Here is a 26,693-nt window from a genome sequence, read left to right as displayed (position 1 = left end):
GCAAGATCAACAGCAACACCAAGAGCAACAGAAAAACCGGGACAGCGCCGCGCAGCTGTATTGGAGGCAGGAAGTGCTTCTTAAACTATGCAGATATTTGTCTGGACAGATGGGTCCACTTTAGGTGGCTGGAATCGCTACTGCCAGCCCGAGTGCAGTCATGATCAGCGCCTCGCCGACCGGGCCGGCAACTTTGTCGATGCTGGCCTGGCCGGAGGTGCCGATCGCCACTAGCGCATGGTAAATCCCCCAGACGGTGCCGAACAAACCGACAAAGGGTGCGGTCGAGCCAACCGAGGCCAGTACGGCCATGCCAGCCTGTAATTTTCCGGAGACTTCGTCGATTGCCTGGCGCAGCGATAGCGTTACCCAATCGCTGACCGATAATTGGTCGTGCAAATGACCTTTGTGGGCGGCGTGGTGGCGCATAGACGAGACGCCAGCCGCAGCCACCTCGGCGAACGGGTTCTCTTTCCCCAGCGTGGCGATGCCTTCCGGCAGGCTGGTGGTATCCCAGAATTGATGGCCGGCGGCATGTGCGGCGTGCTGGAAGCGCAGTATCTGCAACGCTTTGGTCAGGATGACGTAGCACGAGGCAATTGACATCGCGACCAGCAGCACGGCAACGCTCTTGATGACAAAATCACCCTGACCCCATAGCGCCTGTAATCCGTATGGGCTTGTTTCCATGATCAACTTCCCCTTGTATTTTGAATTGATGGCGGCTGAGTTGGCGTCATGCGCCAAAAAATGCCCCGGCTTGATTGAAGCTAACTAAGTCACTAACTGAATTAACCGGATAGTTGAAAATTGATCGGCACGATGGCAAATACTGGCAGCGCCTTGCCGTCTTCCATGTAAGGCTTGAACAAAGCCCGCATGACAGCCTGCCTGGCGGCTTCGTCGAGACGGCTTGAGCCAGACGACTTTTGCACCTCGGCGCGCTCGGCAAGGCCTTTGTCGTTGATCAGGACCCGAATGATCGATTTGCCTTCTTCGCCCATGCGTTTGGAGACGGCTGGGTATTTCACATCAGGCGGTTGAATGTATTCGACGCCGGAAGTGATGGTGCGTGGTTGCGCGACTGCCGCGACCGGCGCTGGCGCAGGATGCGCAGCAGCAACTGGCTCTTCGCTCTGCGGCGCTTGCGGCGGCGTTGGCACCGAAATCGCAGTTTCCGACGGGGTATTGTTGACTACCGGGATAGGGCGCGGTGGCGTAACGCTTTTCTTCACCACGGCGACAGTTTTGGGGGGAGCCGGCTGGTGCTTAGGCGGTGTCGGTTCCGGCGTCTTTTCAGGCGTGATGAAACTGGCGATGATTTCTTTCGGCAAAGCCTGTGCAGCTTGATGAGTCAAGCCGTTTTCCAGTGCCCAGAAAAAGGCGACGTGCAGCAACAGGATTGCGCCCAGCGGGCCGGTACGTTTAAATTTTTTCCAAGTAAACGTAGGCGCACACGGGGGGTAGATTGTTACTGACGACATATGTGCGCTGATTCCGCCAGTTTATGCTGCTTGTATATTGGGCTGAAATACCAATGCGTGAACATGGTGCAGCGCTGCCGGAGTGCGCTTATCCAGACACTCACGCAAGACGCTTTTTGCGCAGCTATGGCATTTTCCGCAACAGGTTGCGACGCCAAGGTTCTCGCGCAATTGCGCCATTGAAGTCATGCCCGAATCGACAGCCTGTCGGATTTTACGGTCTGAAACGTTATTGCAAACACAAACAATCATTTTGTACCTTACTGCCACCTATGGAGGGCAGATTAAAATAAAAGCCGGCCGGAAAAGTGCGATGGTGGCCGTGTGATTTATCGATATTGGATATTGCTTAGCAAACTCTGCTGCTGCTAACGAATCTGCTCAGCAGCGTATATTTCTCGGGCTGCGGCATCGTGCTTTCGACGACGCTGCCCCATTGTTCCGATAACTGCTGGCAAGTGGCGCGCAGCACCGGTGCCAGATTGGGTAAATCTGCCAGCGCCTTCAGGTGTCGCTGAATCACTGAAGCCAGCTTGACGCAGCCATTGTTCTCCTGACTGTGTGCGGTGTAATGCGACATCAGATGCAGGACCGCCGAAACCAGTAACTCCGGCTGTGCCGGTGCGGCGTTTGGCTCCACGAAAGCCGGATTGATTTTCTCAGAGACCATTCAATGCTCCTCTATCAGTATCTCGTTGCCTTGCTATCGGGTGCGGCAGCCGGGCCTCACGCGCCTTGACGTTTCAATATTGCTCGTTCTTGTGGCCGCCATGACAGCACGCTCAGGCAGTCAGGATCAGCTTGTTCAACTGCGTTAAGCGGAGCTTGTAAATTCTGCCGCCATGATCTATTTCCAGTTCACGCATCTGCTTGAACAAATCCTGGCTCTTGATTCGCGTGACTGCAGATGCAACTGACTTCGAAATACTGGACACATGATCTGTACCAACTTTGGTTTCGGGCTGTATCGAGTGGCTCATTATAGTCCCTTTCTGTAAATGCGAACAATTCGTATTCGAATTATTCTCCAGTTGTACGCGGAATGCAAGAGCTTTTGACGCATTGGGCGCATGTTATCCAGAGACCGTTTCTCCTGGGTAATATCCACCGAAATTGTTATCGTTTTGGCATTAAGTGCGAGGGGGTAAAGCCGTTTCCCAACGGGAAACAATCGGGTGAGCGATGCTGTGAGGTTTCGGATGTAGAAATGAAACAGGCGCAATCCAATGGATTGCGCCTGTTTATTGGGGTAAGCGGAACGTCGTTGCTGTGTTTATTCTGTTTTCGGTATGGCCGCCTCGCGCCTGTTGTAACCGGACACCATGTCGAAGCGGAACAAGCGGCATTCCAGCGCCCCGTTGAAGAACGGTGTCTTGCGCGCTTCCTTCAGGCGCAGCAGCTTCGGCAAGCCGAGGTCGGCAGAGAACAGGAAAATACTCCAGCCCGCAAAGCGCTGCTTGAGGGTGGTGCCGAAGGCAGTAAAGAACGCTGTCAGCAGATCGTCGCTGCTCAAGGTGCTGTCGCCGCGCACGCCAATCCGTTCGCCATACGGCGGATTGGTCAGCATGATAGCGCCTTCGGCATCGTTCGGCGGTTTGACTTCTTGCGCTTCGATCTGTTTGATCGGGACTTCAAACAAAATGCCCGCATTGCGCAGGTTGTTGATGGCGATTTGCACCATATCGCCTGAGATGTCGCTGCCGAAAATGGTTGGTTTGGTCGGCAACGGATTGGGCTTGAAGCTGCCTTTGATCGCTAGCCATTTGTCATTTTCGAAATCATTGAATTTTTCAAAGGCGAAGTGGCGGCGGGCACCGGCCGGGATACCGGCCAGGATCTGTGCGGCTTCGACCAGAATCGTGCCGGACCCGCACATCGGATCGAACAATACCGTACCCGGCTTCCAGCCCGAGGTCCGCAACAGGCCAGCAGCCAGATTCTCACGCAACGGCGCATCGCCGGTTTCGGCGCGCCAGCCGCGCTTGAAAAGCGCTTCGCCGGATGTGTCCAGATATAGCGTGAAATTGCCGGCATCGAGAAAGCCGACGATACGCATGTCCGGCGTGCCGGTATCGACCGAAGGCCGTTCGTTGTACAAATCGCGGAAACGATCGCAGATGCCATCCTTGATTTTCAGGGTGGTGAATTGCAGGCTGCACAGAGGTGATTTCACTGCCGTGACATCGACACGGATGGTGTGGCTGACTGGAAACCAGCTTTCCCATTCCTGCTCCAGCGTCATGTCGTAGATATCGTTTTCGGTTTTATATGCGCCATGCGTCAGGCGCAGCAATACCCGGCTGGCAATGCGCGAATGCAGGTTGATGCGCCAGGCATCGCTGAGCAAGCCTGAGCAATGGACGCCGCCCGGCACTTGGGTATGCACCTTGAGGGTAACGACAGGCGTGCTGAACTGGGCTATTTCATTTAGCTCCTCTGCAAGAGCGCCTTCCAAGCCACGCGGGCAGGGGCAAAAATACGAGTGTTTATCGGTAGATTTGTGTGACATGGGAGTACCCTTTATCCGTTGGTATTACAATTTTGCGTAGGTTGGACACGCTGTGCCCAACCTATAAAACAATTTATTTGGCGAAAGCGCGCTCTACAAAATCCAGCCGGTCCTGACCCCAGAACCCTTCGCCGTCGATGACATACCATGGGGCGCCGAATACATTGGCGGAAATCGCTTCTTCCGTAAACCGCTCGAATTCACTCTGGACGCTGGCGGTTTCAGCCGATTTCAGCAGGCTCTTGCCGTCATGTCCGAGGTCGCTGGCAATGGCGACCAGGGTTGCCTGATCTGCGATATTGCGTTGTTCGGCCCAGACTGCGCGCATTATAGCGCCGGTCAGCGCTAGCGCGGCTTCAGTCCCATGCGCTAATTGCGCGGCGATGATGAGTTTTGCAGCGTCGTCGCTTTGCACCGGAAAGTAAGTCGGTTGCAGGTTGAGCGGTACTTGCAGATATTCGCTCCAGCGTCGCATTTCTGCCAGCCGATAGGCTTGCCGCTGCGGCGAACGCTTGGCGAGCGGCAAACCACCCGAGATGTTAAAGACTTTCGACAGGTGGCACGGTTTCAATGCGATCTTGACGTTGTACTGTTTGGCCAGTTGCGTAAAACGCGCGTGGCCCAGATAGGCGAACGGTGAGTGAGGCGCAAAATAATATTCACAAAGCTTGCTCATGGCTAGTCCCTGGAGAAGGTTAGAACGGTTTGACGACAACCAGAATCACGATCGCCAGCAGCAGGATCACCGGCACTTCGTTGAACCAGCGAAACCAGACATGGTTGCGCTTGTTAAGACCATTTTCAAATTTCTTCAGCAAACTACCGCAGGCATGGTGGTAACCGATCACAAAAAGCACCAGCAACAGCTTGGCATGCATCCAGCCATTGCCCGGACCTGTGCCGATGCCGTACCCGAGCCACAGCCAGACGCCGAACAGTACCGCAGCGAATTTCAGCAGTGTCGTGAAGCGATACAGTTTGCGTGCCATCTGCAACAGGCGCTGGGTCGCCGCGGTTTCAGTTTCCTGCGCCAGATTAACCAGGATGCGCGGCAGGTAGAACAAGCCGGAGAACCAGGAGACGACGAAGACGATGTGTAGCGATTTAATCCAGAGCATGAAATTTCCTATTCGTTGATTGCGGGAAGCGTGATGCGTTTGTAGATGACCAAAAGGCGCTTCAGTGGCTGGCCTGCCAGACCTGTTCCTGTAGCTTGAAAACGGGCTGCGGTTTTCCGCCGCTATGTCGCGCAACTGCCGCGCCCCGATTCGACTCCATATAATGGTTTCACAAAACGATATGCATGTGTTGCTTGCTTATTAGTTGGCCTGTCAGCTTTTTTATTAAACAGAGATTGGCATGACATCTTATTGTCGTACCTGGCCGTGACCGAACACCACATATTTGAGCGAGGTAAGGCCCTCCAGGCCGACCGGTCCGCGTGCATGCAACTTATCGTTGGAAATGCCGATCTCCGCACCCAGGCCGAACTCGAAGCCGTCCGCAAAGCGGGTTGACGCATTGACCATGACCGATGCCGAATCGACTTCGCGCAGAAAGCGCATTGCCCGCGAGTAGTTCTCGGTAACGATGCTGTCGGTGTGCTGCGAGGAATAAGTGTTGATGTGCGCAATCGCGGCACCGACATCGGCGACAACCTTGACTGCCAGGATGGCGGCCAGGTATTCGGTGCGCCAGTCTTCCTCGCTGGCGCTGCGCAGGTAAGGGTAGCCTTGCAGCAGCGCACCGGCTTCGTCGTCGGCGCGCAGCTCGACGTGCTTGTCGCGATATAGCTGAGCCAGCGCCGGTAAAACCTGTGGCGCGATGGCACGTGCCACCAGCAGAGTTTCCATGGTGTTACAGGTGCCGTAGCGATGGCATTTTGCGTTGAAGGCGATTGGCAGCGCTTTGTCGAGATCGGCCTGGTCGTCAATGTAGACGTGGCAAATACCATCGAGGTGCTTGATCATCGGCACCGTGGCTTCTTTGATCAGGCGCGCGATCAAGCCTTTGCCGCCGCGCGGCACGATCACGTCGACATATTGTGGCATGGTGATCAGCGCGCCGACGGCAGCGCGATCGGTGGTGTCGACCACTTGTACAGCGTCTGCCGGCAAGCCGGCGCCGGCCAGACCTTCCTGGACCAGTTTGGCTAGCGCCTGGTTGCAATGGTGGGCCTCTGAGCCGCCGCGCAGGATGGTGGCATTACCGCTCTTGATACATAGGCCGGCGGCATCCACCGTGACGTTTGGCCGGGCTTCATAGATGATGCCGATGACGCCCAGCGGTACACGCATCTGGCCGACCTGGATGCCGGTCGGGCGGAATTTCATGTTGGAAATCTCGCCGATCGGATCGGGCAGAGCGACGATCTGCTCGAGTCCGGCGATCATGGTCTCGATCGCCTTGTCCGATAGCGTCAGCCGATCCAGCATGGCCGCTGCCAAACCGTTGGCACGGGCGGCGTCGAGATCGAGCTGGTTGGCAGTGCGCAGCAGCGCGGCATCGCGACGAATCGCCGCAGCGATCAGGCCGAGCGCGCGATTCTTGGCGGCGGAGTCAGCACGCGCCATCGCGCGTGATGCGGCACGGGCGCGTTGTCCGACTTCGGTCATGTATTGTTGGACGTTCATATATTTACATTTCTTGGTTTTTTCATACTTTTTTCAGTGGCCTGGATGGCGTCGCACTCCTGGCCGAATCAGCGCGGCTGAGCGACTTTCAGGGCGAGCTGCAGCAGCGCATCCCACGCATCGCCGCAAAACGCCTTGGCGCGCAGGCCCTTGACCATCTTGTCGACCTGCGCGGCGTCTTTCAGCGCCGCTTCCAACGTCGCCAGGGTCAGGCGTCGCAACGCCGGCTCCATCAGCCTCTCGCGCGGTCCCCAGATGCGATACTCCTTCAGCAGTGCCGCAATCGGCCGTCCTTGCGCAGCTGCGGATTTTAATTTCAGCAAGGTGCGGATTTCTTCGGAGACTGCCCACAGCACCAGCGGCAGCGCTTCGCCTTCACCTTTCAAGCCATCCATCATGCGCACCAGCCGCGTCGCATCGCCGACCAACATTGCTTCGTTCAACTTGAATACATCATAGCGCGCTACGTTCAGAACGGCATCGTGGCATTGTTCAAAGCGCAGTTTTCCGGGCGGATGCAGTAAAGCCAGCTTTTGGATTTCCTGATGCGCCGCCAACAGATTGCCCTCGACCCGGTCGGCGATGAAATCGAGCGACTGGCGGTCGGCACTTTGTTGTTGTGCCGCTAGCCGCATGCTGATCCAGTTCGGCAGATGTGCACGTTCCACCAGCGGAATCTCGATATACACCGCAGCCTGTTGCAGGCTGGCGACCCAAGCCGCCTTTTGTGTGGCCCAGTCCAGTTTGGGCAGGCTGATGATGGTGACATTGTCGGGGTTCAGCGTGGCTGCATAGCTTTGCAGAGCCTGGCCGCCATCCTTGCCGGGCTTGCCACCGGGAATCCGCAGCTCGACCAGCTTCTTGTGGCCGAACAGCGACTGCGACTGGTTGGCAGCCAGCAATTCTCCCCATTTGAAGCTGCGGTCGACTACCAGCACATCGCGTTCGCTGCAACCGTTGGCGCGTGCGCTCTTGCGAATCTTGTCGCACGTCTCCAGCGCCAGCAGATGCTCATCGCTGGTGATCACATACAAGGGCGCCAGGGTTTTCGCCAGGTGGCCATCGAGCGCGTCGAACCGCAGTTGCATGACTGATTCCCATTTCGCTATTGAGCTGCCGGCACGGCTGGCGCTGGACTTGTTTGCCGATCCGTTTTTATATCGCCCGGCGCTTGCTCCGCCGGCTCCACTTTTGTCGCCACGCCGGTTTTGATGGCGGCCAGACGGCGCAGAACTTGTTGCACCATGTCGGTCTGCATGTCGCGATAGAGCAGCACTTCTTCCGCCGCTTTCGACAATTCCTGCGACGAGTTATAGCTGATGTCGCGCTTGAGCGTGATCAGCGTCGGCGGCAACAGTTCTTTTTTGTTAGCGTCGAGCACCCGGAAAGTCAGTTTGTAATACAGCAGATATTCGCTGGCTTGGCCCTGGCTGTTGAGGATCAGAACCACTTTCTCGCGGGTTTCTCCCAATACTTGCAAGGTCGCCTCGGCGTCTTTTTCCGTCGGCAGTACAACCGTATTACCGCTGGCCAGTATGTTACGTCGCAATTCCACGCCGAGCGGCGAGTTGGGGGTGAACGTCATATAGATCGACTTGAAGGGCAGGTTGGCCGAGGTGCGCAGATGGAAGCCGCAGGCCGATAGCAGCGCTGCCGTGAGCAGCAGTAGCGGCCAGGACAGCCATGAACGATGTGCAGCAGGCATTCCGGGAGACATTCTATTCAGCATTCTGGCATTCCTTGTTTCAAGATTGAAAGCCGGACTGGTTAGTCCGGCCGCACCGCGAGTCAGGCGACGATATTGACCAGCTTGCCGGGCACCACGATGATTTTCTTCGGCGCGCCGTCGAGATACTTCTGTACGTTCTCGTTAGCCAACGCAGCTGCTTCAATGCTGGCCTTGTCCGCATCCTTGGCAACCGTGATGCTGCCGCGCAGCTTGCCGTTGATCTGGATCATCATCTCGATTTCGCTCTGTTCCAGCGCCTTGGCGTCCACCTGTGGCCAATCGGCATCGAGCAGATCGCCATGCACTGCCGCGAAGCCGAGTTCCTGCCACAGGGCGTGGGTGATGTGCGGCGCCACCGGGTTGAGCACGCGCAGGAAAATCGACAACCCCTCGGTCAGCACCGCATTGCTGGCCGGCGACTGGTCGAGCTTGGCGCCATCGAGCGTGTTGAGCATTTTCATGCAGGCCGATACGACCGTGTTGTACTGGATCCGTTTCAAATCGTGATCGGCTTGTTGCAGGATCTTGTGCACTTCGCGGCGCAGGGCTTTATGTGCATCGTTCAAACCGGAAAAATCGGGATTGACGGTTGGCGTGATGCTGGCCTTGTGCGCATAGCCGAACGACCAGACCCGGCGCAGGAAGCGATTCGCGCCTTCGACGCCGGTGCCTGACCATTCCAGGGTTTGCTCCGGCGGCGCGGCGAACATGGTGAACAGACGCGCCGTGTCGGCACCGTACTGGTCGATCTGTGCTTGCGGATCGATACCGTTGTTCTTGGATTTCGACATCTTTTCGGTGCCGCCGATTTCGACCGGCTGGCCATCCGATCTCAGCGTCGCTGTCAACGGCCGTCCCTTGTCGTCGAAGGTCAGCTCGACATCTTCCGGATTGAACCAAGTCTTCTTGCCACTGGCGTCTTCGCGGAAATAGGTTTCGTTGAGCACCATCCCTTGCGTCAGCAGGTTGGTGAACGGCTCGTCGTACTTGACCAGGCCGAAGTCGCGCATGACCTTGGTCCAGAAACGCGCGTACAGCAAGTGCAGTACCGCATGCTCAATGCCGCCGATGTACTGGTCCATCGGCATCCAGTAATCGTTGCGCGAATCGACCATGCTTTCGTTATTGTTTGGCGAACAATAACGCATGTAATACCAGGATGAATCGACGAAGGTATCCATCGTATCGGTTTCGCGGCGCGCCGGTTTGCCGCATTTGGGACAATCGACGCGCAGGAATTTTTCATGCTTGTTGAGCGGATTACCGCTGCCGTCCGGCACACAGTCTTCCGGCAGGATGACCGGCAGATCTTTTTCCGGAACCGGGACGTCGCCGCAATCGCCGCAATGGATGATCGGGATAGGCGTGCCCCAGTAACGCTGGCGTGAAATACCCCAGTCGCGCAGGCGATAGGTGATTTTCTTTTCGCCCAGACCATGCGCGGCCAGATCCGCAGCGACTGCATCAACCGCTTGTTGGTAGTTGAGGCCGTCGTACTTGCCGGAATCGACGCAGACGCCGTTTTCCTTGTCGGCATACCAGTCGTGCCAGTTTGCGTCGGAATAGGTCTTGCCTTCGATGGCGATGACAGGACGGATCGGTAGCACGTATTTCTGGGCGAAAGCGAAGTCGCGCTCATCGTGTGCCGGTACGCCCATCACGGCGCCGTCGCCGTAGGTGATCAGCACGTAGTTGCCGACCCATACTTCGATCTGCTGGCCGGTCAATGGGTGTGACACGTACAGACCGGTTGGTATGCCTTTCTTTTCCATCGTCGCCATATCGGCGTCGATGACGCTGCCCTTTTCGCATTCGGCGATGAATTCAGCCAGCTCCGGATTGCTCTTGGCGGCAAAAGTGGCCAGCGCATGTTCCGGCGCTACTACGCAGAAGGTCACGCCCTTGATGGTGTCGGCGCGGGTGGTGAATACCCACAACTTGCCGTCCTGGATCAACTGACCGTTTTCTTCGATCTTGTGGGGGAAGGCAAAGCGCACGCCGGTCGATTTGCCGATCCAGTTGGCTTGCATCAGGCGCACTCGTTCTGGCCAGCCCGGCAGCTTGGTTTCGACGTGTTCCAGCAATTCTTCCGCGTAGTCGGTGATCTTGGCGTAGTACATCGGGATTTCGCGCTTTTCGATCAGCGCGCCGGAACGCCAGCCGCGGCCATCGACTACTTGCTCGTTGGCCAGTACGGTCTGGTCGATCGGATCCCAGTTCACGGTGCCGGTCTTCTTGTAGATGATGCCTTTTTCCAGCATCTTCAGAAACATCCACTGGTTCCACTTATAGTATTGCGGCGTGCAGGCGGTCATTTCACGCGACCAGTCAATCGCCAGGCCCATCGCCTTGAACTGTTTTTTCATATGGGCGATATTGGCGTAAGTCCATTGCGCAGGCGGCGCACCGTTGGCCATCGCAGCGTTTTCCGCCGGCATGCCGAACGCGTCCCAGCCCATCGGCATCAGCACGTTATAGCCATTCATCCGCAGATAACGGTACATCACGTCGTTGATGGTGTAGTTGCGCACATGGCCCATGTGCAGCTTGCCCGAAGGGTAGGGCAGCATCGAGCAGGCGTAGAATTTCTTTTTCTCCTGGCCGTTCTTGTCCGTGGTGTGCTCGACCGCTTTGTAGGCGTCTATCGCTTGCCAGTGGTCTTGCGCAGATTTTTCGACTTCGGTTGGGCTGTATTTTTCTTGCATGACGGGATGAGGCTAAAAGGTGAATGTTATTCCGTTCGCTGTATCAGTCTGACCAGACGAGCCAAGCGCCGGGTTGTGGCAATATAGCATGCGCCAGCCGCGACCAACTGGCGCAGCCTGATCGTTCCTGAGGCGAAGCGGAATGGGAACTTGCCGGATCATTAAATAATGACCCTGAACCGGTGATTATACTGGTTCGGATGCCGCTTTAGCGTATAGCACTTGTGGCGTCGCGTGAGTGGGGGGCGGGCGGTTAAGGCGTCGCGTGAGTGGGGGGCGGGCGGTTAAGGCGTCGCTGGGTGTAGCTGTAAAACCAGCCAGCGTGGCTTGAACGGCGCGGTCGATCAGTTCCATGCGTTTTCTGGCTTCCGAGCGCTTGTGGGAGGGGATCTGCTGAAGATCGGTCACGGCAATGGTGTTGCAAGGGAGCTCGTATTCGCCGTCCGCACGGCGCGTTGCCCCCATTTCTAGCTGGCATTCCAATAAGCCAGCCAGCGCCGGGTCTGGCGATAATGCAGCACCGTCCGCAGGCTGAGTTTGAGCTGTTTGGCGAAATACGACGGCCCCGGAGACGAATGTGCCAGGCAACTGTGCAGCGTGATGCGCGTGCCATTGTTGCCGTAGCCAACTCTGGCAGGCGACAGGTACGAAAGATGGCTGATTTCCTTTAATAACGCCAGCTTGCCCAAGTGCTCTCGGGCGAAGCGCAGCAGCCGATGGCTCATGGCGACGCCGTATCTGGAGTTCATGGTCAGCATGATTGCCAGCGATACCAGGCCAGCACCGAAGATGTCGAGCGGATATTGCATGCCAAGGAAAATCGTGGCCCAGCTCACCGCCAGCGATAGCCCAATGAGCAAGATGCCGATCCATTTGATCTTGATGGTCCTGGCAGTCCAGAGGGTAAGCCCGGTGGTCAGGATCATCGCGATGGTAATGCTGGGCGAGAGGTAGTGTCGGCTTGGTACCTGTTGCAACGAGCTGTTTTCGGCAACCGGGGTCAATGCGCTCCACAGCAGGGTAATTATCTTGCTTACCAACACCGCGCAGGCAGTGGTCAGAACTGCTCTGACGGATGCTGCTCGGGCTGTTTTGTTGCCGCCAATCCACAGTGCCACCAGGCTAGTTGGTGCCAGGTACACGCCCCACTCGGCAATCGCCAGGGCAAGCAAGAAAGGAATACCGATGAAACCCGCCGGTGCATTGAATGACGACCAAAGCAGTTGATTGTAGGAAGACAGCGTCATGTATTCGGACAAACGTAAGCGTGTTTAGTGGGCTGGGAGAGCTGTCTTAAGCCGCCCGATAATGATTTTGCGTATCATTCCACAGTGAAATATAGGGATACATATTAAAACACAAGGTTACATTCAAATATATAGAGCGACGCGCGCTGTTGAAATTATTAAATTTCCGTGCAGGAATGTTTTCGCGTGCCAGGACGGCGCGCGTATGGAGTCAGATCGGGCGCGCGAGATGCTGTTACCGCGATCTGCAGAAAAATCGGCGGAGATGTAATCGGATTGCGGAAGGGCGGGCGAATGACTCCACCCGAGAGTTATTTGACCCCGGCGCCTTTACCGGGAACGGTAACAAAGCCAATCTTGCTCAAGCCGTTGTTTTGCGCCAGCGACATCACTTGCGCCAGGATTTCGTAGCGCGTGTCCTTGTCGGCGCGTAATTGCAATTCAGGTTGCGGCTGGCGCTGGGCTGCGTCCATCAGGCGGCTTGCGAGTTCGCCTTCTTGCACCGGCTGGTCGTTCCAGAACATCTTGCCGGCGCGATCGATGGCTAGCGATATCATCTCTGGCTTTTCCGGTGCCGGTGCCGATTGCGCTGTCGGCAGATCGACTTTGATCGCGTGTGTGAAGAGTGGCGCAGTGATGATGAATATCACCAGCAGCACCAGCATGACGTCAACCATCGGCGTGATGTTGATATCCGCCATTGGTGCCTGGTTCTGATTATCGTTGAAACCGCCGAAAGCCATGGTGTGCTCCTGTTAGTCGCTATTTGCGGATGGGCAAATGTTACTTGCCGACCCGGCTACCGGTTGTCAGGTAGGCGTGCAGGTCGTGTGCAAAGGCGTCGAGCTCGGCCAGTGTGATCCGGTTAACCCGGGTGAAGGCGTTATACGCCAGCACCGCAGGGATCGCCACCACCAAGCCCAGCGCCGTCATGATCAGCGCCTCGCCCACCGGACCTGCCACTTTATCGATTTGAATGGTGCCACTGCTGGAAACTGCTTCCAGCGCATGATAAATGCCCCAGACTGTACCGAACAAACCGACGAACGGTGCGGTCGAGCCTACCGATGCCAGCAGGGTCAGGCCGCTTTCCAGGCGCGAGGAAACGCGGTTGATTTCGCGGCGCAGCGTACGCGTGATCAGTTCTCCCGGATCGGATGCTGCATTCAGCGATGCCGCCGCTGTGCCGGGGGCGGGCGGCTTGATGGAGGCCGCATCGGCGGCCTGGCTGGCCAGTGGCGAATACACATTTTCAGTATCGAAAGGCTTGATGCCGGCGATTGCAACTTCCAGCGTCGAGGCTTGCCAGAAATCGTCGAGCGCCGCCGCGCTGCGGCGAATTCGCCAGGAACTCCAGGTTTTGGACAGGATATAAAACCAGCTGACTATTGACATCAGCACCAGCACGTAAGCTACCGAGTGAGAAACCGCGTCAGTTTGCGCCCAATAGCGCGCCAGCCCGAGAGATTGATCCATGTCGTCGATCCGAGAAAAGTGTTCATTGCAAAACCAGCATCAGCGTGCGGCAAGCTACTTGCTGGCGCCTGTCCGCACGCGCTTTGAGTCAATTGTGCCGCTTCAGGTTCATCGGCATTTCAGCGCAAGCCCAGCACATCCTGCATGTCGAACAAGCCGCTGCTCTTGTCGCGCAGGAACCGCGCCGCGTGCAGACTGCCGTGAGCGTAAGTGACGCGGCTGGAGGACTTGTGCGTGATTTCAATCCGTTCGCCGATGCCGGCAAACAGGACGGTGTGATCGCCGACGATATCGCCGCCGCGAATAGCGGCAAAGCCGATCGATGAGGGGTCGCGTTCGTCGGTCACGCCTTCGCGCGCGTAGACCGCCACATCGTCGAGCTTGCGGCCCTGCGCGTTGGCAATGACTTCGCCCATCATTAAGGCCGTACCGGATGGCGCATCGACCTTGTGGCGGTGATGCGCTTCAATGATTTCGATATCGTAACCGTGCGAGAAACTCTTGGCGGCAAGCTCCAGCAGCTTCATCGTAACGTTGACGCCGACACTCATGTTGGGCGCAAACACAATCACAGTTTTTTGGGCCGCAGCGGCAATCGCCGCCTTGCCGGCGTCGTCGAAACCAGTGGTGCCGATGATCATCTTGATGCCGTGGGCAGCACAGTATTGAAGATGCTTCAGCGTTCCTTCCGGGCGCGTGAAATCGATCAGGTAGGCGGCATCGGCCAGGCCTTTGGCCAGGTCGGATTCGATCAGGACGTTGGCCGGCTGGCCGAGAAACGCGGCGGCATCGCTACCCAGCTCGGGTGCGTCCGGCACGCCGAGCGCACCGGTCAGCACTGCATCATCGGCGTTCTGTATGGCTTCCACCAGCATGCGCCCCATGCGCCCCGAAGCACCTGCAACGGCAATTTTCATCTGAGTCATTATTAAATTGACGATCTGTACGTTTATTGAGTCTTTTAGTCTGCTAGCTTGCCAGTGCATTGCGGGCAGTCAGACCCACCGCACTGTAGCGATGTCTGAATTCTGTCGCGCAAACCACAACAACCAATCAGTTTTTCGAAGGTGTGGGCGCTGCCGGCACCGCCGGGGCAATCTCGACATTCTTGACGCTCTTCTTGGCTTCCGCAGCGCCGCCGGAAATCCGCGCCAGGTAGTCAGCCTCGGTCGGCAGATTGCCACCTTCGATCCGGCTTAGCAGATTGCCATTGAAGAATGCGGTCACTTTACTGGAGGTGATTTCGCCATTGCCTTTTTGCAGGCGGAACACGTAATCCCAGCGATCCGCATGGAAAATGTCCGTCAGCAGCGGCGTCCCCAACGCAAAGCGTACTTGGTCACGGGTCATGCCTTCTTTAACCTGTGCCAGCATTTCTTTGGAAACAAAGTTTCCTTGCTGGATATCGATGCGATATGGCGAGAAAATGCCCAGGAAGCGGCGGTGCTTGACGGTTTGGACGCCGCTGCCATCGTCTGTGCTGACAGGTGTTGCCGCCAAAGCAGCGTCGCCACCGGCGGCCGTACCGGAGTTGGCCGCAGAGCTGTCGATCAAAGGGTTTTTCGAGGCGCAGCCGGCCAAGGCGGCCATCAAGACAACTGCAACTGTCAAAGCGGAGGTACGAGCGGGGGAGAGCAACATTCGCATAAGGATCTCAATTGATTGAGCAACTGTGCTAAAACGCTATATGATAAAGCAGATCATCCATTTGTGGCCAAAACATGCCGAACAATCCATCTGAACTGAAAGCCAGCGGCCTCAAAGCCACATTACCACGACTGAAAATCCTGGAGATTTTCCAGAATAGTGAAGTGCGCCATCTGAGCGCTGAAGACGTATATAAAATTTTGCTAAAAGACAATCTCGATGTCGGTCTGGCAACTGTCTATCGGGTATTGACCCAATTCGAGCAAGCCGGACTGCTGCAGCGCAATCACTTTGAAACCGGCAAGGCCGTGTTCGAGCTTAACGAAGGCTCGCACCACGACCATCTGGTTTGCCTGGATTGCGGTCTGGTCGAAGAGTTTTACGACGAAGAAATTGAAAAACGCCAGAAAATCGTAGCCAAGGAGCATGGTTTCGACATTACCGACCACGCTTTGGCACTCTACGGGCGTTGCCGGGATTGCCGCAAGAAAAAGGCCTGAGCGCGCCTGCCATCTCTATCTGACTCTGCGCCAGCGGGTTTATCGCGGCGCGGTTTCTGCGCCAACCTTGTTTCATTAAACGACTGTCACTAACTGTGGCTCAGTGCGTTTGACAATAGTTTCGCAGTGATATTGACAATGGGAATCACCCGCTCGTAAGCCATGCGGGTGGGACCGATTACGCCCAGTGTGCCGACGACTTTGCCGTTGACTTCATATGGCGCGGTGACTACGCTCATTTCATTCATCGGCACCAGTTGCGACTCGCCGCCGATGAAAATCTGCACGCCGGTGGCTTTGCCGGAAATCTCAAGCAACTGCATCAGGCTGGTCTTTTGCTCAAACATATCGAACAGCTTGCGCAGCGAATCCATGTTGGAGGACAGGTCGGTCACGCTAAGCAGGTTGCGTTCGCCGGAAATCACCACTTCGTCGCTGTTGTCGGTCATGGCGTCGCTGCCGGCTTCAACTGCGGCTTGCATCAGCCAGGTCATATCGTCGCGCAGTTTGCGTAATTCGCCCTGCAGGCGCAAGCGAACATCGTCGATGCTGAGGCCGCCGTAATGCTGGTTGATGTAATTGGCCGCTTGCACCAATTGCGCCGGACTGTAATCGACATCAGTGAGCAGCAGGCGGTTCTGGACATCGCCGCTGGGACTGACGATCACCAGCAGGATGCGCTTTTCCGACAAACGCAGGAATTCGATCTGTTGGAATATCGATTCGCGTCGAGGCGTCAACACCACGCCGGCAAAGTGCGACAGCGAGGATAGTACCTGAGCCGCATTGGTAATGATTTTCTGTTGCGAATTCGGTTGCAGGCGCGTCTGCATTTGTGATTCCAGCGCGGTTTCGTCGATCGGCTCGACCGTCAGCAAGGTATCGACGAACATGCGGTAGCCGCGCGGTGTCGGCACCCGTCCGGCAGAGGTATGGGGGCTGGCGACGAAACCCATCTCTTCTAGGTCGGCCATGATGTTGCGGATGGTCGCTGGCGACAGTTCCAGGCCTGAAATTTTGGACAGGGCGCGCGAGCCCACAGGCTGGCCGTCGGCGATATATCGTTCGACCAGGGCTTTTAGCAGGGTTTGGGCGCGGGTATCTAGTTGCATATCAGTATTTTAGTGTACCAACGGGCAGTGTGGTGCTCGGGAAATGATAGAACGCCATAAGCTAGCTTGCCAATCGCTTATGGATGCACTTATACACTGTTTTTGCTGTCAGCCCTGGTTTGCTGCAGCCATGCCTCCAGCTGTTCCAGGTTGGTAAAGCTGGCTTGTGCTGTGATGCCGTCAGGCAGTACCCGGCTAAAACGGTTGATCCACACCGCCTGCAGCCCTGCTTGCTGGGCCCCGGCGACATCTAGCAGCGGATCGTCGCCGGCGTAGACGGTTTCCTCGGGGGCGACTTGCAAAGCGGCGCAGGCAGCATGAAAAATCGCCGGATCGGGCTTGGCCCGACCGAAGCTGCGGGCGGCGATCGAGGTCTGGAAATACTGCGCCAGACCAATCTTGCCGAGATCGGCGAAACCGTTCGACACCGTGCCTAACAGCACCTGCCGCTGTAGCCGCGCCAGCGCTGGCTGTACATCGGCGAATGGCGTGACGGCGTGGCGCGCTGCTGAAAATACCGCCATTGCAGCATCCACCTTGCGCGTGTCCTCACCGACGCTGTCAAATGCTGCGGTCAGTGCTGCGTGACGCAATTTCCACAGGCCGATTCTAAAAAGAGGGTTGGCAGCAGCAAGTTCCATGCGTCGTTGGCGCAGGCTGTCGATACTGCAATGGCGAGCGACGGCTGGTGCATTGCCGGCTAGCCAGTCAAACAACAATTGTTCGGCGCGCGCCATAACCGTGGCGATCGGCCAAAGCGTATCGTCGAGGTCGAACAGGACCGCCTTGATGGCAGGCGGTTTGCCGGACAGAGCCGGTGAATTATTCGGGCGGGGCATGTGCGTATCCTTCATGGCAAGCCTAAATTATGGTCTAATCGCCAGCATGCGGCCTATAAAATTACCTTCTCAGCAGAATTTGTCGGACCCTTCGCCAAAAACCATCGCGGTTGTCGGCAAGTACTTTGCCGCCGGCATTGCCGACTCGTTGACCGAAATCATCGGGTTTTTACAAAGTCGCGGTCATCATGTGGTGCTCGAAGCCGAGACTGCACAGAATGTTGACATGGACAGCATACCGGCGATGACGCCGGCGCAGATCGGCGAGCGGGCCGATGCCGCCATTATTGTCGGCGGCGACGGTACCATGCTGGGTATCGCTCGGCAGTTGGCGCCCTACGAGGTACCGTTGATCGGCATTAATCAGGGCCGGCTCGGATTCATTACCGATATTTCGCTGGAACGGATGCTGCCGGTGCTGGCCGATATGCTCGACGGTATGGTTGAATCGGAACGTCGCAGTCTGTTGCAGGCAGCGGTGATGCGTGACGATCAGCAGATTTTCAGCGCGCTGGCGTTCAACGATGTGGTGGTGTCGCGCGGCGCTGCTTCTGGCATGGTGGAGCTCATGGTCGAGGTGGATGGCCGCTTCATGTACAACCAGCGCTCCGACGGCCTGATCGTCGCAACCCCGACCGGCTCCACTGCGTACGCGTTGTCGGCTGGCGGCCCGTTGTTGCATCCGTCGTTGGGCGGCATGGTGTTGGTGCCGATTGCACCGCATGCGTTGTCGAACCGGCCGATCGTGATTCCCGACAGCAGCGAAATCGTGATTGAAATCGTCAACGGCCGCGATGTCAGCGTCAATTTTGATATGCAATCGCTGGCCAGCCTGCAGCACGGTGATCGCATACTTGTGCGGCGCTCCGAGCATACGATTACTTTCCTGCATCCGGCCGGCTGGAGCTATTACGACACCTTGCGGCAAAAATTGCACTGGAACGAGCATCCTTCGGCAGAAGGAAAGCTGAAGTAAATTATTGCTGATTAAATTTGTTTGAATTTGTTTGAATAAAGATTAGGCCAATCGCACATAACCATTGATGCATGTTAATAAGAACGTCGCCGTTGGGCGTCTTCTTGTTTTACTCTCAATTCACATCCCCATTTTTTAAGCCATTCTCAGACTCCCATGCTGCGCACACTTTCCATCCGCGATTTTGTCATTGTCGATGCCATTGAGCTTGAGTTCGCCGCCGGCTTTACCGTTTTTACCGGCGAAACCGGCGCCGGCAAATCGATCCTGATTGATGCGCTGGCGCTGGCGCTGGGCGGCCGCGCTGATGCCAGCGTGGTGCGCGAAGGTGCCGCCAAGGCTGATGTGATCGCGGAATTCGCGCTCGGTCACGGCACTGAAGATCAGGTCGACGCCTGGTTGCAGCGCAATGAATTCAGTGGCGACGAGCGTGTCATCCTGATGCGGCGGGTGATTGACAATGCCGGCCGCTCCAAGGCGTTCATCAACGGCGTGGCAGCGACCGCCGGGCAGTTGCGCGAACTGGGCGAGATGCTGGTCGACATTCACGGCCAGCATGCGCACCAGTCGCTGTTGAAGAGCGATGCGCAACGGATGCTGCTGGATGGCCAGGCCGGTTTGCAGGACGACTTGCTGGCGGTGGCTGCTGCCTTCAAAAGCTGGCGTTCGCTGGCGCGCCAGCGCGAGGAGTTCGAAATCAATGCCAAGAATGTGTTGCTCGAACGTGAACGGCTTGAATGGCAGGTCGGCGAGCTGGAAAAGCTGGCAGTCAAGCCCGGTGAATGGGACGAGATTACCAACGAACACAGCCGACTGTCGCATGCCGCCAGCCTGATCGAGGGCGCGCAGGAGGCGCTCAACGTGATTTCCGACAACGATGCAGACGACACGCCGCCGATGCTATCGCAGTTGTCGGCGCTGAATCAGAAAATTGGCAAGCTGGTCGATGTCGACAGCAGCTTGAAGCCGGTACTGGAAGCGCTGGAGCCGGCGCGCATTCAGTTGCAGGAAGCGGTCTACGCGCTTAACGATTACCTGAGCCGGGTCGAGCTCGATCCGGCGCGCCTGCACCAAGTGGAAACTCGGATGGAGGCGATTCACTTAGCCGGCCGTAAATTCCGTCTGGCGCCGGACGAACTGCCGCAGGAGCTGGAATCGTTGTCGATACAATTACGGCAACTGGCTAACACCAGCGATCTCGATGCCATGCGGGCGCAAGAAGAAAAATTGAAATCGGCCCATTTGACGCTTGCGCAAAAGCTGTCGAAGGCGCGCTCTAAGGCTGCTGGCGCGCTGAGTGCCGCGGTGACGGCGGCTATGCAGGATCTGAGTATGAGCGGCGGTCGTTTTGCGGTGGCGCTGAATCCGTGCGAGCCGGCCAGTTATGGGGTTGAGCAAGTCGAATTCCTGGTCGCCGGCCATGCCGGCGTGGCACCTCGTGCCTTGGCGAAAGTCGCATCCGGTGGTGAACTGGCGCGGATTGCGCTGGCGATTTCGGTGATCACATCAAGTTCGACTGCAACGCCGACCCTGATTTTCGATGAGGTCGACAGCGGCATCGGCGGCGGTGTTGCGGAAGTGGTTGGGCGGTTGCTAAAGCGGCTTGGGCAGGATCGTCAGGTGTTGTGCGTGACACACTTGCCGCAGGTAGCGAGTCAGGCCAATCAGCACTTCCAGGTTAGCAAGCAAAGCCAGGGTAACAAAACGGTGTCGGCGATCGATGGCCTCGATGCCAAGAGCCGGGTTGAAGAAATCGCCCGTATGCTCGGCGGTTTGGAAATTACTGCAACGACGCGCAAGCATGCACGTGAATTGTTGGCATTGTAAGCCTTGGAAAAAGACCTTAACCGCGCTCGAGCGCGGCGAATTACGCAATTCGCCTCTGGCCCACCTGATCAGGCAACCAGGTTAAACGGTCAAGAGAAGCGCTATGACCGGCAGCATGGGCTGGCCTTTGGCGCACGCGTTACAAATTGCAAGAGCATGCGTCATGCGTCATGAGATGGCGCCTGCTCCTGATTACTGGTGCGTGGCGCGCATCCCCCATTTAAAATATCGCGGTTTTGATCGCACTCTAACTTCCCGGAAACTCACATGGCATTTCGCAAAGAACCGCAATTCACGCACGGCACCGTTGCCAAAACGGCAGTAGTGCTGGTCAATCTGGGCACTCCCGATGCCCCCACTACCAAGGCGGTACGCCGTTATCTGAAGCAGTTTCTGTCCGATCTGCGGGTGGTGGAAATCCCGCGGGCGATCTGGTGGGCGATTTTGCATGGGGTTATTCTGCCGTTCCGCTCCAGCAAGTCGGCGCACAAATACGCGTCAATCTGGACCAACGAAGGTTCTCCGCTCAAAGTCCATACCGACAAGCAAGCCACTTTGCTGCGTGGCTATCTCGGGCAGCGCGGCCATCAGGTCAAAGTGGCGTTTGCGATGCGTTACGGCAGTCCGTCGATTGCCGACGTGCTGGATCAGTTGAAGGCCGATGGGTGCGAGCGCATCCTTATTCTGCCTGCCTATCCGCAATATTCCGCGACCACCACGGCCTCTATCTACGACGCCGTATTTGCCCACTACGCACAAGTACGCAACGTGCCGGAACTGCGCCTGATCAAGCACTATCATGATCACGATGAATATATACAGGCCCTCAAAGAGTCGGTACAGGCGTATTGGGCAATGCACGGGATGCCGGACAAGCTGGTCATGAGCTTCCACGGCGTGCCCAAGCGCACGTTGATGCTTGGCGATCCATATCATTGCGAATGCTATAAAACAGCGCGCTTGCTGGCGCAGCAACTGGGATTGGGACCGGAGCAATACCAAGTGACTTTCCAGTCGCGCTTTGGCAAAGCAGAATGGCTGCAGCCCTATACTGCCCCGACCCTGCAAAAAATGGCTAAGCAGGGTGTCAAGCGTGTCGATGTGATGTGTCCCGGATTCACTAGCGATTGCCTGGAAACTCTGGAAGAGATTGCAATCGAGGCCAAGCAAGACTTTCTCGGGGCCGGCGGCAAGGAGTTTCATTTCATCCCCTGTCTGAACCAGTCCCAGGCCTGGATTTCTGCCATGGCAACTCTGGTGGAGGAGCACATGATCGGTTGGCCGACTCATCTGACCAGTACTGAGCGGGCTGAACTGCAACAGCAAGCCGATGTATCCAAGCAGTGCGCCGAACGCCTTGGTGCTGCCCAATAACACAAATCAAAGCAGGCTCATCATAATGCGGGCGCAGGAAGCAGAAATGTTGAGGCAGATGCGCGACGTTGTTGACGCGCATCTGCAATCATCGCCCGGCTTGTCGTCGGGCGCTCAGGTGAGAAGGCTGTCGTTATGATAATGTCGCCGGTTTGGCAAGACATCAGCATAAAAATTAATAGAGCGCGACCAGTTGCGAATAACTGATCCAGCTGGCAGCCAGCACGATATACACAACCAGAAATGCGGAAATCAACGGTAATTTCACGATATTCCCCTTTCATTGGCTTGGTTTGTTACGCGTTTTCGTGCGACGCGGAATACCCCATTTTAGCATAGTTCCGATGGCGCGTTGCAGCAAACCTGTAACTGGTAAATCTTGTTTCAAGTTGTTGCTGAAAATTGGTCTCGGCGATAGCTTCTGCGCCGCTTTTGCCGAAATCCGCGCGGCCGTCGTTTCTAACCCTTGAAAAAGTAGGGGCATAGCCTCATTTGGCTGTGCATACCGATTAAGTTATTGATTGTTGGAGATTTTGAATGGAAGACATGGAAAATCAGAGCGGACAAGCGCAAACCGAAAAAAATGTTGTTGCTGAAGATGCAACGGTAGTCGCCGAATCGGCACTGGAAATCCAGTTGTCCGAAGCGCAAGCCAAGATCGCCGAAATGCAGGATGCTTTCCTGCGGGCCAAGGCTGAGGCCGAGAACATCCGTCGTCGCGCCCAGGAGGATATCGCTCGTGCCCACAAATTTGCGATTGAAGGCTTTGCCGAAGCATTGGTGCCGGTGAAGGATAATCTTGAGATGGCCTTGAAAATCGAAACGCCGCCGGTCGGGTCGCTGAAGGAAGGCGTCGAAATGACGCTCAAGCAACTCTCTTCGGCTTTCGAAAAAAACCTTTTACTAGAAATCTCGCCGCAGGTCGGGGAGAAACTCGATCCAATGAAACACCAGGCAATCTCGACCATTCCTGCTGAACAGGATGCCAATACCGTGGTGACGGTACTGCAGAAGGGATACACCATTGCTGACCGACTGCTGCGTCCGGCTCTGGTTGTTGTTGCGCAAGGAAAATAACAAAAAATCGCTTGGCGAGCGCTTGAAAGCGCTGTTTTTCTCCTTATATTCAGACCATCAAAACATTAATCAGATTTCAGTAAAGGATAGATACCATGGGTAAAATTATTGGCATTGACTTGGGTACCACCAATTCTTGCGTTTCTATTATCGAAGGCGGCCAGCCTAAAGTGATCGAAAACTCCGAAGGTGCGCGTACTACGCCATCCATCATCGCTTATCAAGAAGACGGCGAAATCCTGGTTGGTGCCCCGGCTAAGCGCCAGGCAGTCACCAATCCGAAGAACACGCTGTACGCAACCAAGCGTCTGATCGGCCGCAAGTTCGACGAAAAAGAAGTGCAAAAAGACATCGCTCTGATGTCTTACCAGATTCTCAAAGCTGAAAACGGCGATGCATGGGTCGGTGTCCGCGATCAAAAACTGGCGCCGCCGCAGATCTCCGCTGAAGTATTGCGCAAGATGAAGAAGACTGCCGAAGACTACCTCGGTGAAGAAGTCACCGAAGCCGTCATCACGGTGCCAGCATACTTCAACGACGCACAGCGCCAAGCCACCAAGGATGCCGGCCGTATCGCCGGTCTGGACGTCAAGCGCATCATCAACGAGCCGACTGCGGCGGCGCTGGCCTTCGGCCTGGACAAGGCAGAAAAGGGCGATCGTAAGATAGCCGTGTACGACCTCGGCGGCGGTACTTTCGATGTGTCGATCATTGAAATCGCTGACGTCGATGGCGAAAAGCAATTTGAAGTGTTGTCTACCAACGGCGATACATTCCTCGGCGGTGAAGACTTCGATCAACGCATCATTGACTACATCCTGGACGAGTTCAAGAAGATCAACGGCATCGACCTGGCTAAGGACGCGATTGCTCTGCAACGTATCAAGGCATCGGCCGAGCGCGCCAAGATCGAGCTGTCGTCGTCGCAGCAAACTGAAATCAACGAGCCGTACATCGCTATGACCAACGGCGCACCGGTCCACCTGAACCTGAAGATCACCCGCGCCAAGCTGGAATCGCTGGTCGAAGAGCTGATCGCCAAGACCATCGAGCCTTGCCGTATCGCGATCAAGGACGCTGGCGTCAAGGTTTCCGATATCGACGACATCATTCTGGTTGGCGGTATGACCCGCATGCCTAAGGTGCAGGAGAAGGTCAAAGAGTTCTTTGGCAAGGATCCGCGCAAGGATGTCAATCCAGATGAGGCTGTGGCGGTTGGTGCGGCGATCCAGGGTTCGGTCTTGTCGGGCGATCGCAAGGACTTGCTGTTGCTGGACGTGACTCCGTTGTCGCTGGGTATCGAAACCATGGGCGGCGTGATGACCAAGATGATCAAGAAGAACACCACCATCCCGACTAAATTCAGTCAGGTGTTCTCGACTGCTGACGACAATCAGCCAGCCGTGACCATCAAGGTTTTCCAGGGCGAGCGTGAAATGGCCGCAGGCAACAAGGGCTTGGGCGAATTCAATCTGGAAGGCATCCCGCCTGCAGCGCGTGGCACGCCGCAGATCGAAGTCACCTTCGACATTGACGCCAACGGCATCTTGCACGTCGGCGCCAAGGACAAGGCGACCGGCAAGGAAAACAAGATCACGATCAAGGCTAATTCTGGCTTGACCGAAGAAGAAATCCAGAAAATGGTGCGTGATGCCGAGGCCAATGCTGAGGAAGACAAGCGCCTGAAGGAAGTCGCTGAAGCCCACAACCAAGGCGATGAATTGGTCCACTCGACCAAGAAATCCCTGGCAGAATACGGCGACAAGCTGGAAGCCGGCGAAAAAGCCAGCATCGAAGCGGCGATCAAGGAACTGGAAGAAGCATTGAAGGGCGGCGACAAGGCGGCTATCGATAACAAGACAGCTGCGTTGACTACCGCCGCGCAGAAGCTCGGCGAAAAGATGTATGCCGACATGCAGGCGCAGCAAGCAGCGGGCGGTGGCGCTGAAGCCGGTGCCGCAGGAGCCAGTGCAGAAGCCAAGTCGAAGGAAGACGATGTGGTCGACGCCGACTTCAAAGAAGTAAAGGGCAAGTAATTTAATTGTGGGGCAGAGCCGCCCTGATAGGCGTTAGGAGCCGCCTTAGCGTGGCGAATGATATTTTCGGGGCGGCTCAGTCGCTAATTAATCAGATCAAACGTTTAAATTGCAAAACATTTAGCCGGGCAGAGTTGATGAGCCATTAAAACATGGCGAATTACTTTGCCCGGCGTTTTCGCTTAAACAAGAGGGTGCACAAAGATGGCGAAGCGTGATTTTTACGAAATACTGGGCGTAGCGAAAAATGCTTCTGATGAAGAAATCAAGAAGGCGTACCGCAAGCTCGCAATGAAGCATCATCCGGACCGCAATCCGGATAGCAAAGGTGCCGAAGAGAAGTTCAAAGAGGCTAAAGAAGCCTACGAAATGCTGTCCGACCCGCAAAAACGGGATGCCTACGATCGTTACGGCCATGCCGGCGTTGATCCCAACATGGGTGGCGCTGGTGCGGGTGGGGCAGGTGGATTCGCCGATGCCTTTGGCGATATCTTCGGGGATATCTTCGGCGGCGGTGGTGGTCGCGGTGGTGGCCCGCAGGTATATAGTGGGGCCGATTTACGCTACAACCTGGAAATCACGCTGGAGCAAGCGGCGCACGGTTTCGATACGACTATCCGTGTACCCAGCTGGGACGAATGCGAACCATGCCACGGCTCAGGCGCCAAGCCCGGCACCGAGCCAATCACTTGTCCGACCTGCGGCGGCCACGGTCAGGTGCGTATGCAGCAAGGCTTCTTCAGCATCCAACAGACCTGTCCGAAATGCCATGGTAGCGGCAAGGTCATTCCTGAGCCATGCCCGTCTTGCGCCGGTGCCGGCCGTATCAAGCGCAACAAGACACTGGAAGTGAAGATTCCGGCCGGTATTGACGACGGCATGCGGATTCGTTCTTCCGGCAACGGTGAGCCCGGCATGAACGGCGGCCCGACCGGTGATCTGTATGTGGAAATCTACATCAAGCCGCACGCGGTGTTCCAGCGCGAAGGCGACGATCTGCATTGCGAAATGCCGATCTCGTTTGCCAAAGCGGCACTGGGCGGTGAAATCGAAGTGCCGACGCTGAACGGCAAGGCTTCTTTCACCATCCCTGATGGCACCCAGTCTGGCAAGACCTTCCGTTTGCGCGGCAAGGGCATCAAGGGTGCGCGCTCCGGTTATGCGGGCGACCTGTTCTGTCACGTTGTGGTGGAAACCCCGGTCAAGCTGAGTGATCGCCAGAAGGAGTTGTTGCAGGAGTTCGAGCAATTGACAAGCGAAGGTGGTGCCAAGCATAGCCCGCAATCCAAGTCCTGGAAGGACAAGGTGAAAGAGTTCTTCGAGTAAGTGACTTCGATTGCGGACTCTTCGCTCTCCAAAAAAACCGTCAACCTATAGTGGACCCGGAAATCCGGACATGAGCTTCCCTCGATTTTTCGTCTTCCAACAGGTGGCTTTTATGCCGCCTGTTTTTCCTGATGTTGCTCAGTGAGCCAGTCATCTAAATACTGGCAGGGTGAACGATAGCCAAGCGTCGAATGCT

The 26,693-nt window shown here is 56.4% G+C and carries 26 protein-coding genes and 1 pseudogene; 7 read left to right on the top strand and 20 right to left on the bottom strand.

The features are described from left to right. Positions 1-123: 123 nt before the first annotated feature. The 18 genes and pseudogenes from ACIQ0R_RS02640 to ACIQ0R_RS02555 all read right to left on the bottom strand — a co-directional run. Positions 124-690 (bottom strand): annotated as a pseudogene (locus ACIQ0R_RS02640) (MotA/TolQ/ExbB proton channel family protein); the annotation flags it as partial. Positions 691-791: 101 nt separating this feature from the next. Further along, the gene (locus ACIQ0R_RS02635) at positions 792-1,484 is read right to left on the bottom strand and encodes an energy transducer TonB (RefSeq protein ID WP_395823417.1); all 693 of its coding nucleotides are present in this window, start codon (positions 1,482-1,484) and stop codon (positions 792-794) included. Positions 1,485-1,505: 21 nt separating this feature from the next. Beyond that, a complete protein-coding gene (locus ACIQ0R_RS02630; RefSeq protein ID WP_395823415.1) occupies positions 1,506-1,736 on the bottom strand; it encodes a bacterioferritin-associated ferredoxin in 231 nt (76 codons plus the stop codon). 97 nt (positions 1,737-1,833) lie between these two features. Next, positions 1,834-2,154, bottom strand: coding sequence for a hypothetical protein (locus tag ACIQ0R_RS02625; RefSeq protein WP_395823413.1), 321 nt, complete (start codon positions 2,152-2,154; stop codon positions 1,834-1,836). Positions 2,155-2,266: 112 nt separating this feature from the next. Continuing rightward, entirely contained in the window at positions 2,267-2,464 is a 198-nt protein-coding gene (hemP, locus tag ACIQ0R_RS02620) for a hemin uptake protein HemP (protein WP_395823411.1), read from the bottom strand. 293 nt (positions 2,465-2,757) lie between these two features. Continuing rightward, entirely contained in the window at positions 2,758-3,993 is a 1,236-nt protein-coding gene (locus ACIQ0R_RS02615; RefSeq protein ID WP_395823409.1) for a class I SAM-dependent RNA methyltransferase, read from the bottom strand. 73 nt (positions 3,994-4,066) lie between these two features. Then, positions 4,067-4,669 carry a 2-hydroxychromene-2-carboxylate isomerase gene (locus ACIQ0R_RS02610; protein WP_395823407.1) on the bottom strand — a complete coding sequence of 201 codons (603 nt, stop codon included), beginning with the start codon at positions 4,667-4,669 and terminating at the stop codon, positions 4,067-4,069. A gap of 19 nt (positions 4,670-4,688) precedes the next feature. Continuing rightward, positions 4,689-5,111 carry a CopD family protein gene (locus ACIQ0R_RS02605; protein ID WP_395823405.1) on the bottom strand — a complete coding sequence of 141 codons (423 nt, stop codon included), beginning with the start codon at positions 5,109-5,111 and terminating at the stop codon, positions 4,689-4,691. 249 nt (positions 5,112-5,360) lie between these two features. Beyond that, positions 5,361-6,626 carry a glutamate-5-semialdehyde dehydrogenase gene (locus tag ACIQ0R_RS02600; RefSeq protein WP_395823403.1) on the bottom strand — a complete coding sequence of 422 codons (1,266 nt, stop codon included), beginning with the start codon at positions 6,624-6,626 and terminating at the stop codon, positions 5,361-5,363. A gap of 68 nt (positions 6,627-6,694) precedes the next feature. Then, complete coding sequence (holA, locus tag ACIQ0R_RS02595; protein ID WP_395823401.1) at positions 6,695-7,714, bottom strand: DNA polymerase III subunit delta; 1,020 nt, start codon at positions 7,712-7,714, stop codon at positions 6,695-6,697. 17 nt (positions 7,715-7,731) lie between these two features. Continuing rightward, entirely contained in the window at positions 7,732-8,331 is a 600-nt protein-coding gene (gene lptE / locus ACIQ0R_RS02590) for an LPS assembly lipoprotein LptE (RefSeq protein ID WP_395823399.1), read from the bottom strand. 83 nt (positions 8,332-8,414) lie between these two features. Next, positions 8,415-11,060 (bottom strand): leucine--tRNA ligase, encoded by a 2,646-nt coding sequence (gene leuS / locus ACIQ0R_RS02585; RefSeq protein ID WP_395823397.1) that lies wholly within the window; start codon positions 11,058-11,060, stop codon positions 8,415-8,417. A 186-nt stretch (positions 11,061-11,246) separates the two neighbouring features. Continuing rightward, positions 11,247-11,525, bottom strand: coding sequence for a DUF535 family protein (locus ACIQ0R_RS02580; protein ID WP_395823395.1), 279 nt, complete (start codon positions 11,523-11,525; stop codon positions 11,247-11,249). 2 nt (positions 11,526-11,527) lie between these two features. Beyond that, positions 11,528-12,307 (bottom strand): hypothetical protein, encoded by a 780-nt coding sequence (locus ACIQ0R_RS02575; RefSeq protein ID WP_395823393.1) that lies wholly within the window; start codon positions 12,305-12,307, stop codon positions 11,528-11,530. 311 nt (positions 12,308-12,618) lie between these two features. Next, on the bottom strand, positions 12,619-13,050 hold the full coding sequence (locus ACIQ0R_RS02570) for an ExbD/TolR family protein (protein ID WP_395823391.1): 432 nt from the start codon (positions 13,048-13,050) through the stop codon (positions 12,619-12,621). 40 nt (positions 13,051-13,090) lie between these two features. Continuing rightward, positions 13,091-13,783: a MotA/TolQ/ExbB proton channel family protein gene (locus ACIQ0R_RS02565; protein ID WP_395823389.1), complete on the bottom strand. Its 693-nt coding sequence runs from the start codon at positions 13,781-13,783 to the stop codon at positions 13,091-13,093. 119 nt (positions 13,784-13,902) lie between these two features. Then, positions 13,903-14,709, bottom strand: coding sequence for a 4-hydroxy-tetrahydrodipicolinate reductase (gene dapB, locus ACIQ0R_RS02560; protein WP_395823387.1), 807 nt, complete (start codon positions 14,707-14,709; stop codon positions 13,903-13,905). Positions 14,710-14,836: 127 nt separating this feature from the next. Next, positions 14,837-15,430: an outer membrane protein assembly factor BamE gene (locus ACIQ0R_RS02555; protein WP_395823385.1), complete on the bottom strand. Its 594-nt coding sequence runs from the start codon at positions 15,428-15,430 to the stop codon at positions 14,837-14,839. A gap of 74 nt (positions 15,431-15,504) precedes the next feature. Between ACIQ0R_RS02555 and fur the strand changes: the two genes are divergently transcribed. After that, positions 15,505-15,930, top strand: coding sequence for a ferric iron uptake transcriptional regulator (fur, locus tag ACIQ0R_RS02550; RefSeq protein WP_395823383.1), 426 nt, complete (start codon positions 15,505-15,507; stop codon positions 15,928-15,930). An 89-nt stretch (positions 15,931-16,019) separates the two neighbouring features. Here the strand turns inward: fur and hrcA are convergent, their stop codons facing one another. Together hrcA and ACIQ0R_RS02540 are read right to left on the bottom strand one after the other, a co-directional pair. Continuing rightward, a complete protein-coding gene (hrcA, locus tag ACIQ0R_RS02545; RefSeq protein WP_395823381.1) occupies positions 16,020-17,042 on the bottom strand; it encodes a heat-inducible transcriptional repressor HrcA in 1,023 nt (340 codons plus the stop codon). Between the two features lie 89 nt (positions 17,043-17,131). Then, the gene (locus ACIQ0R_RS02540) at positions 17,132-17,881 is read right to left on the bottom strand and encodes an HAD family hydrolase (RefSeq protein ID WP_395823379.1); all 750 of its coding nucleotides are present in this window, start codon (positions 17,879-17,881) and stop codon (positions 17,132-17,134) included. Positions 17,882-17,927: 46 nt separating this feature from the next. Here ACIQ0R_RS02540 and ACIQ0R_RS02535 point away from each other — a divergent pair, with 46 nt between their 5' ends. The 6 genes from ACIQ0R_RS02535 to dnaJ all read left to right on the top strand — a co-directional run bounded on the left by ACIQ0R_RS02535 (position 17,928) and on the right by dnaJ (position 26,497). Then, the gene (locus ACIQ0R_RS02535) at positions 17,928-18,857 is read left to right on the top strand and encodes an NAD kinase (protein ID WP_395823377.1); all 930 of its coding nucleotides are present in this window, start codon (positions 17,928-17,930) and stop codon (positions 18,855-18,857) included. Positions 18,858-19,013: 156 nt separating this feature from the next. Continuing rightward, the gene (gene recN, locus ACIQ0R_RS02530; RefSeq protein ID WP_395823375.1) at positions 19,014-20,684 is read left to right on the top strand and encodes a DNA repair protein RecN; all 1,671 of its coding nucleotides are present in this window, start codon (positions 19,014-19,016) and stop codon (positions 20,682-20,684) included. Between the two features lie 267 nt (positions 20,685-20,951). Further along, entirely contained in the window at positions 20,952-22,058 is a 1,107-nt protein-coding gene (gene hemH, locus ACIQ0R_RS02525) for a ferrochelatase (protein ID WP_395823373.1), read from the top strand. 537 nt (positions 22,059-22,595) lie between these two features. Next, the gene (grpE, locus tag ACIQ0R_RS02520; protein ID WP_395823371.1) at positions 22,596-23,135 is read left to right on the top strand and encodes a nucleotide exchange factor GrpE; all 540 of its coding nucleotides are present in this window, start codon (positions 22,596-22,598) and stop codon (positions 23,133-23,135) included. Between the two features lie 95 nt (positions 23,136-23,230). Continuing rightward, entirely contained in the window at positions 23,231-25,171 is a 1,941-nt protein-coding gene (dnaK, locus tag ACIQ0R_RS02515) for a molecular chaperone DnaK (RefSeq protein ID WP_395823369.1), read from the top strand. Positions 25,172-25,375: 204 nt separating this feature from the next. Then, positions 25,376-26,497 carry a molecular chaperone DnaJ gene (gene dnaJ, locus ACIQ0R_RS02510; protein ID WP_395823367.1) on the top strand — a complete coding sequence of 374 codons (1,122 nt, stop codon included), beginning with the start codon at positions 25,376-25,378 and terminating at the stop codon, positions 26,495-26,497. The last annotated feature ends 196 nt before the right edge of the window (positions 26,498-26,693 follow it).

This window comes from Collimonas sp. (assembly GCF_044339385.1).
Taxonomy (GTDB): domain Bacteria; phylum Pseudomonadota; class Gammaproteobacteria; order Burkholderiales; family Burkholderiaceae_D; genus Collimonas.
The sequence above is the reverse complement of the archived record's forward strand: the minus strand, read 5'-3'. Positions and strand labels throughout refer to the sequence as shown.

Coding starts and splice junctions, on each gene's coding strand:
- ACIQ0R_RS02635 (WP_395823417.1), bottom strand. CDS start 1,484: ATGTCGTCAGTAACAATCTACCCCCCGTGTGCGCCTACGTTTACTTGG.
- ACIQ0R_RS02630 (WP_395823415.1), bottom strand. CDS start 1,736: ATGATTGTTTGTGTTTGCAATAACGTTTCAGACCGTAAAATCCGACAG.
- ACIQ0R_RS02625 (WP_395823413.1), bottom strand. CDS start 2,154: ATGGTCTCTGAGAAAATCAATCCGGCTTTCGTGGAGCCAAACGCCGCA.
- hemP (WP_395823411.1), bottom strand. CDS start 2,464: ATGAGCCACTCGATACAGCCCGAAACCAAAGTTGGTACAGATCATGTG.
- ACIQ0R_RS02615 (WP_395823409.1), bottom strand. CDS start 3,993: ATGTCACACAAATCTACCGATAAACACTCGTATTTTTGCCCCTGCCCG.
- ACIQ0R_RS02610 (WP_395823407.1), bottom strand. CDS start 4,669: ATGAGCAAGCTTTGTGAATATTATTTTGCGCCTCACTCACCGTTCGCC.
- ACIQ0R_RS02605 (WP_395823405.1), bottom strand. CDS start 5,111: ATGCTCTGGATTAAATCGCTACACATCGTCTTCGTCGTCTCCTGGTTC.
- ACIQ0R_RS02600 (WP_395823403.1), bottom strand. CDS start 6,626: ATGAACGTCCAACAATACATGACCGAAGTCGGACAACGCGCCCGTGCC.
- holA (WP_395823401.1), bottom strand. CDS start 7,714: ATGCAACTGCGGTTCGACGCGCTCGATGGCCACCTGGCGAAAACCCTG.
- lptE (WP_395823399.1), bottom strand. CDS start 8,331: ATGCCTGCTGCACATCGTTCATGGCTGTCCTGGCCGCTACTGCTGCTC.
- leuS (WP_395823397.1), bottom strand. CDS start 11,060: ATGCAAGAAAAATACAGCCCAACCGAAGTCGAAAAATCTGCGCAAGAC.
- ACIQ0R_RS02580 (WP_395823395.1), bottom strand. CDS start 11,525: ATGGGGGCAACGCGCCGTGCGGACGGCGAATACGAGCTCCCTTGCAAC.
- ACIQ0R_RS02575 (WP_395823393.1), bottom strand. CDS start 12,307: ATGACGCTGTCTTCCTACAATCAACTGCTTTGGTCGTCATTCAATGCA.
- ACIQ0R_RS02570 (WP_395823391.1), bottom strand. CDS start 13,050: ATGGCTTTCGGCGGTTTCAACGATAATCAGAACCAGGCACCAATGGCG.
- ACIQ0R_RS02565 (WP_395823389.1), bottom strand. CDS start 13,783: ATGGATCAATCTCTCGGGCTGGCGCGCTATTGGGCGCAAACTGACGCG.
- dapB (WP_395823387.1), bottom strand. CDS start 14,709: ATGACTCAGATGAAAATTGCCGTTGCAGGTGCTTCGGGGCGCATGGGG.
- ACIQ0R_RS02555 (WP_395823385.1), bottom strand. CDS start 15,430: ATGCGAATGTTGCTCTCCCCCGCTCGTACCTCCGCTTTGACAGTTGCA.
- fur (WP_395823383.1), top strand. CDS start 15,505: ATGCCGAACAATCCATCTGAACTGAAAGCCAGCGGCCTCAAAGCCACA.
- hrcA (WP_395823381.1), bottom strand. CDS start 17,042: ATGCAACTAGATACCCGCGCCCAAACCCTGCTAAAAGCCCTGGTCGAA.
- ACIQ0R_RS02540 (WP_395823379.1), bottom strand. CDS start 17,881: ATGCCCCGCCCGAATAATTCACCGGCTCTGTCCGGCAAACCGCCTGCC.
- ACIQ0R_RS02535 (WP_395823377.1), top strand. CDS start 17,928: ATGCGGCCTATAAAATTACCTTCTCAGCAGAATTTGTCGGACCCTTCG.
- recN (WP_395823375.1), top strand. CDS start 19,014: ATGCTGCGCACACTTTCCATCCGCGATTTTGTCATTGTCGATGCCATT.
- hemH (WP_395823373.1), top strand. CDS start 20,952: ATGGCATTTCGCAAAGAACCGCAATTCACGCACGGCACCGTTGCCAAA.
- grpE (WP_395823371.1), top strand. CDS start 22,596: ATGGAAGACATGGAAAATCAGAGCGGACAAGCGCAAACCGAAAAAAAT.
- dnaK (WP_395823369.1), top strand. CDS start 23,231: ATGGGTAAAATTATTGGCATTGACTTGGGTACCACCAATTCTTGCGTT.
- dnaJ (WP_395823367.1), top strand. CDS start 25,376: ATGGCGAAGCGTGATTTTTACGAAATACTGGGCGTAGCGAAAAATGCT.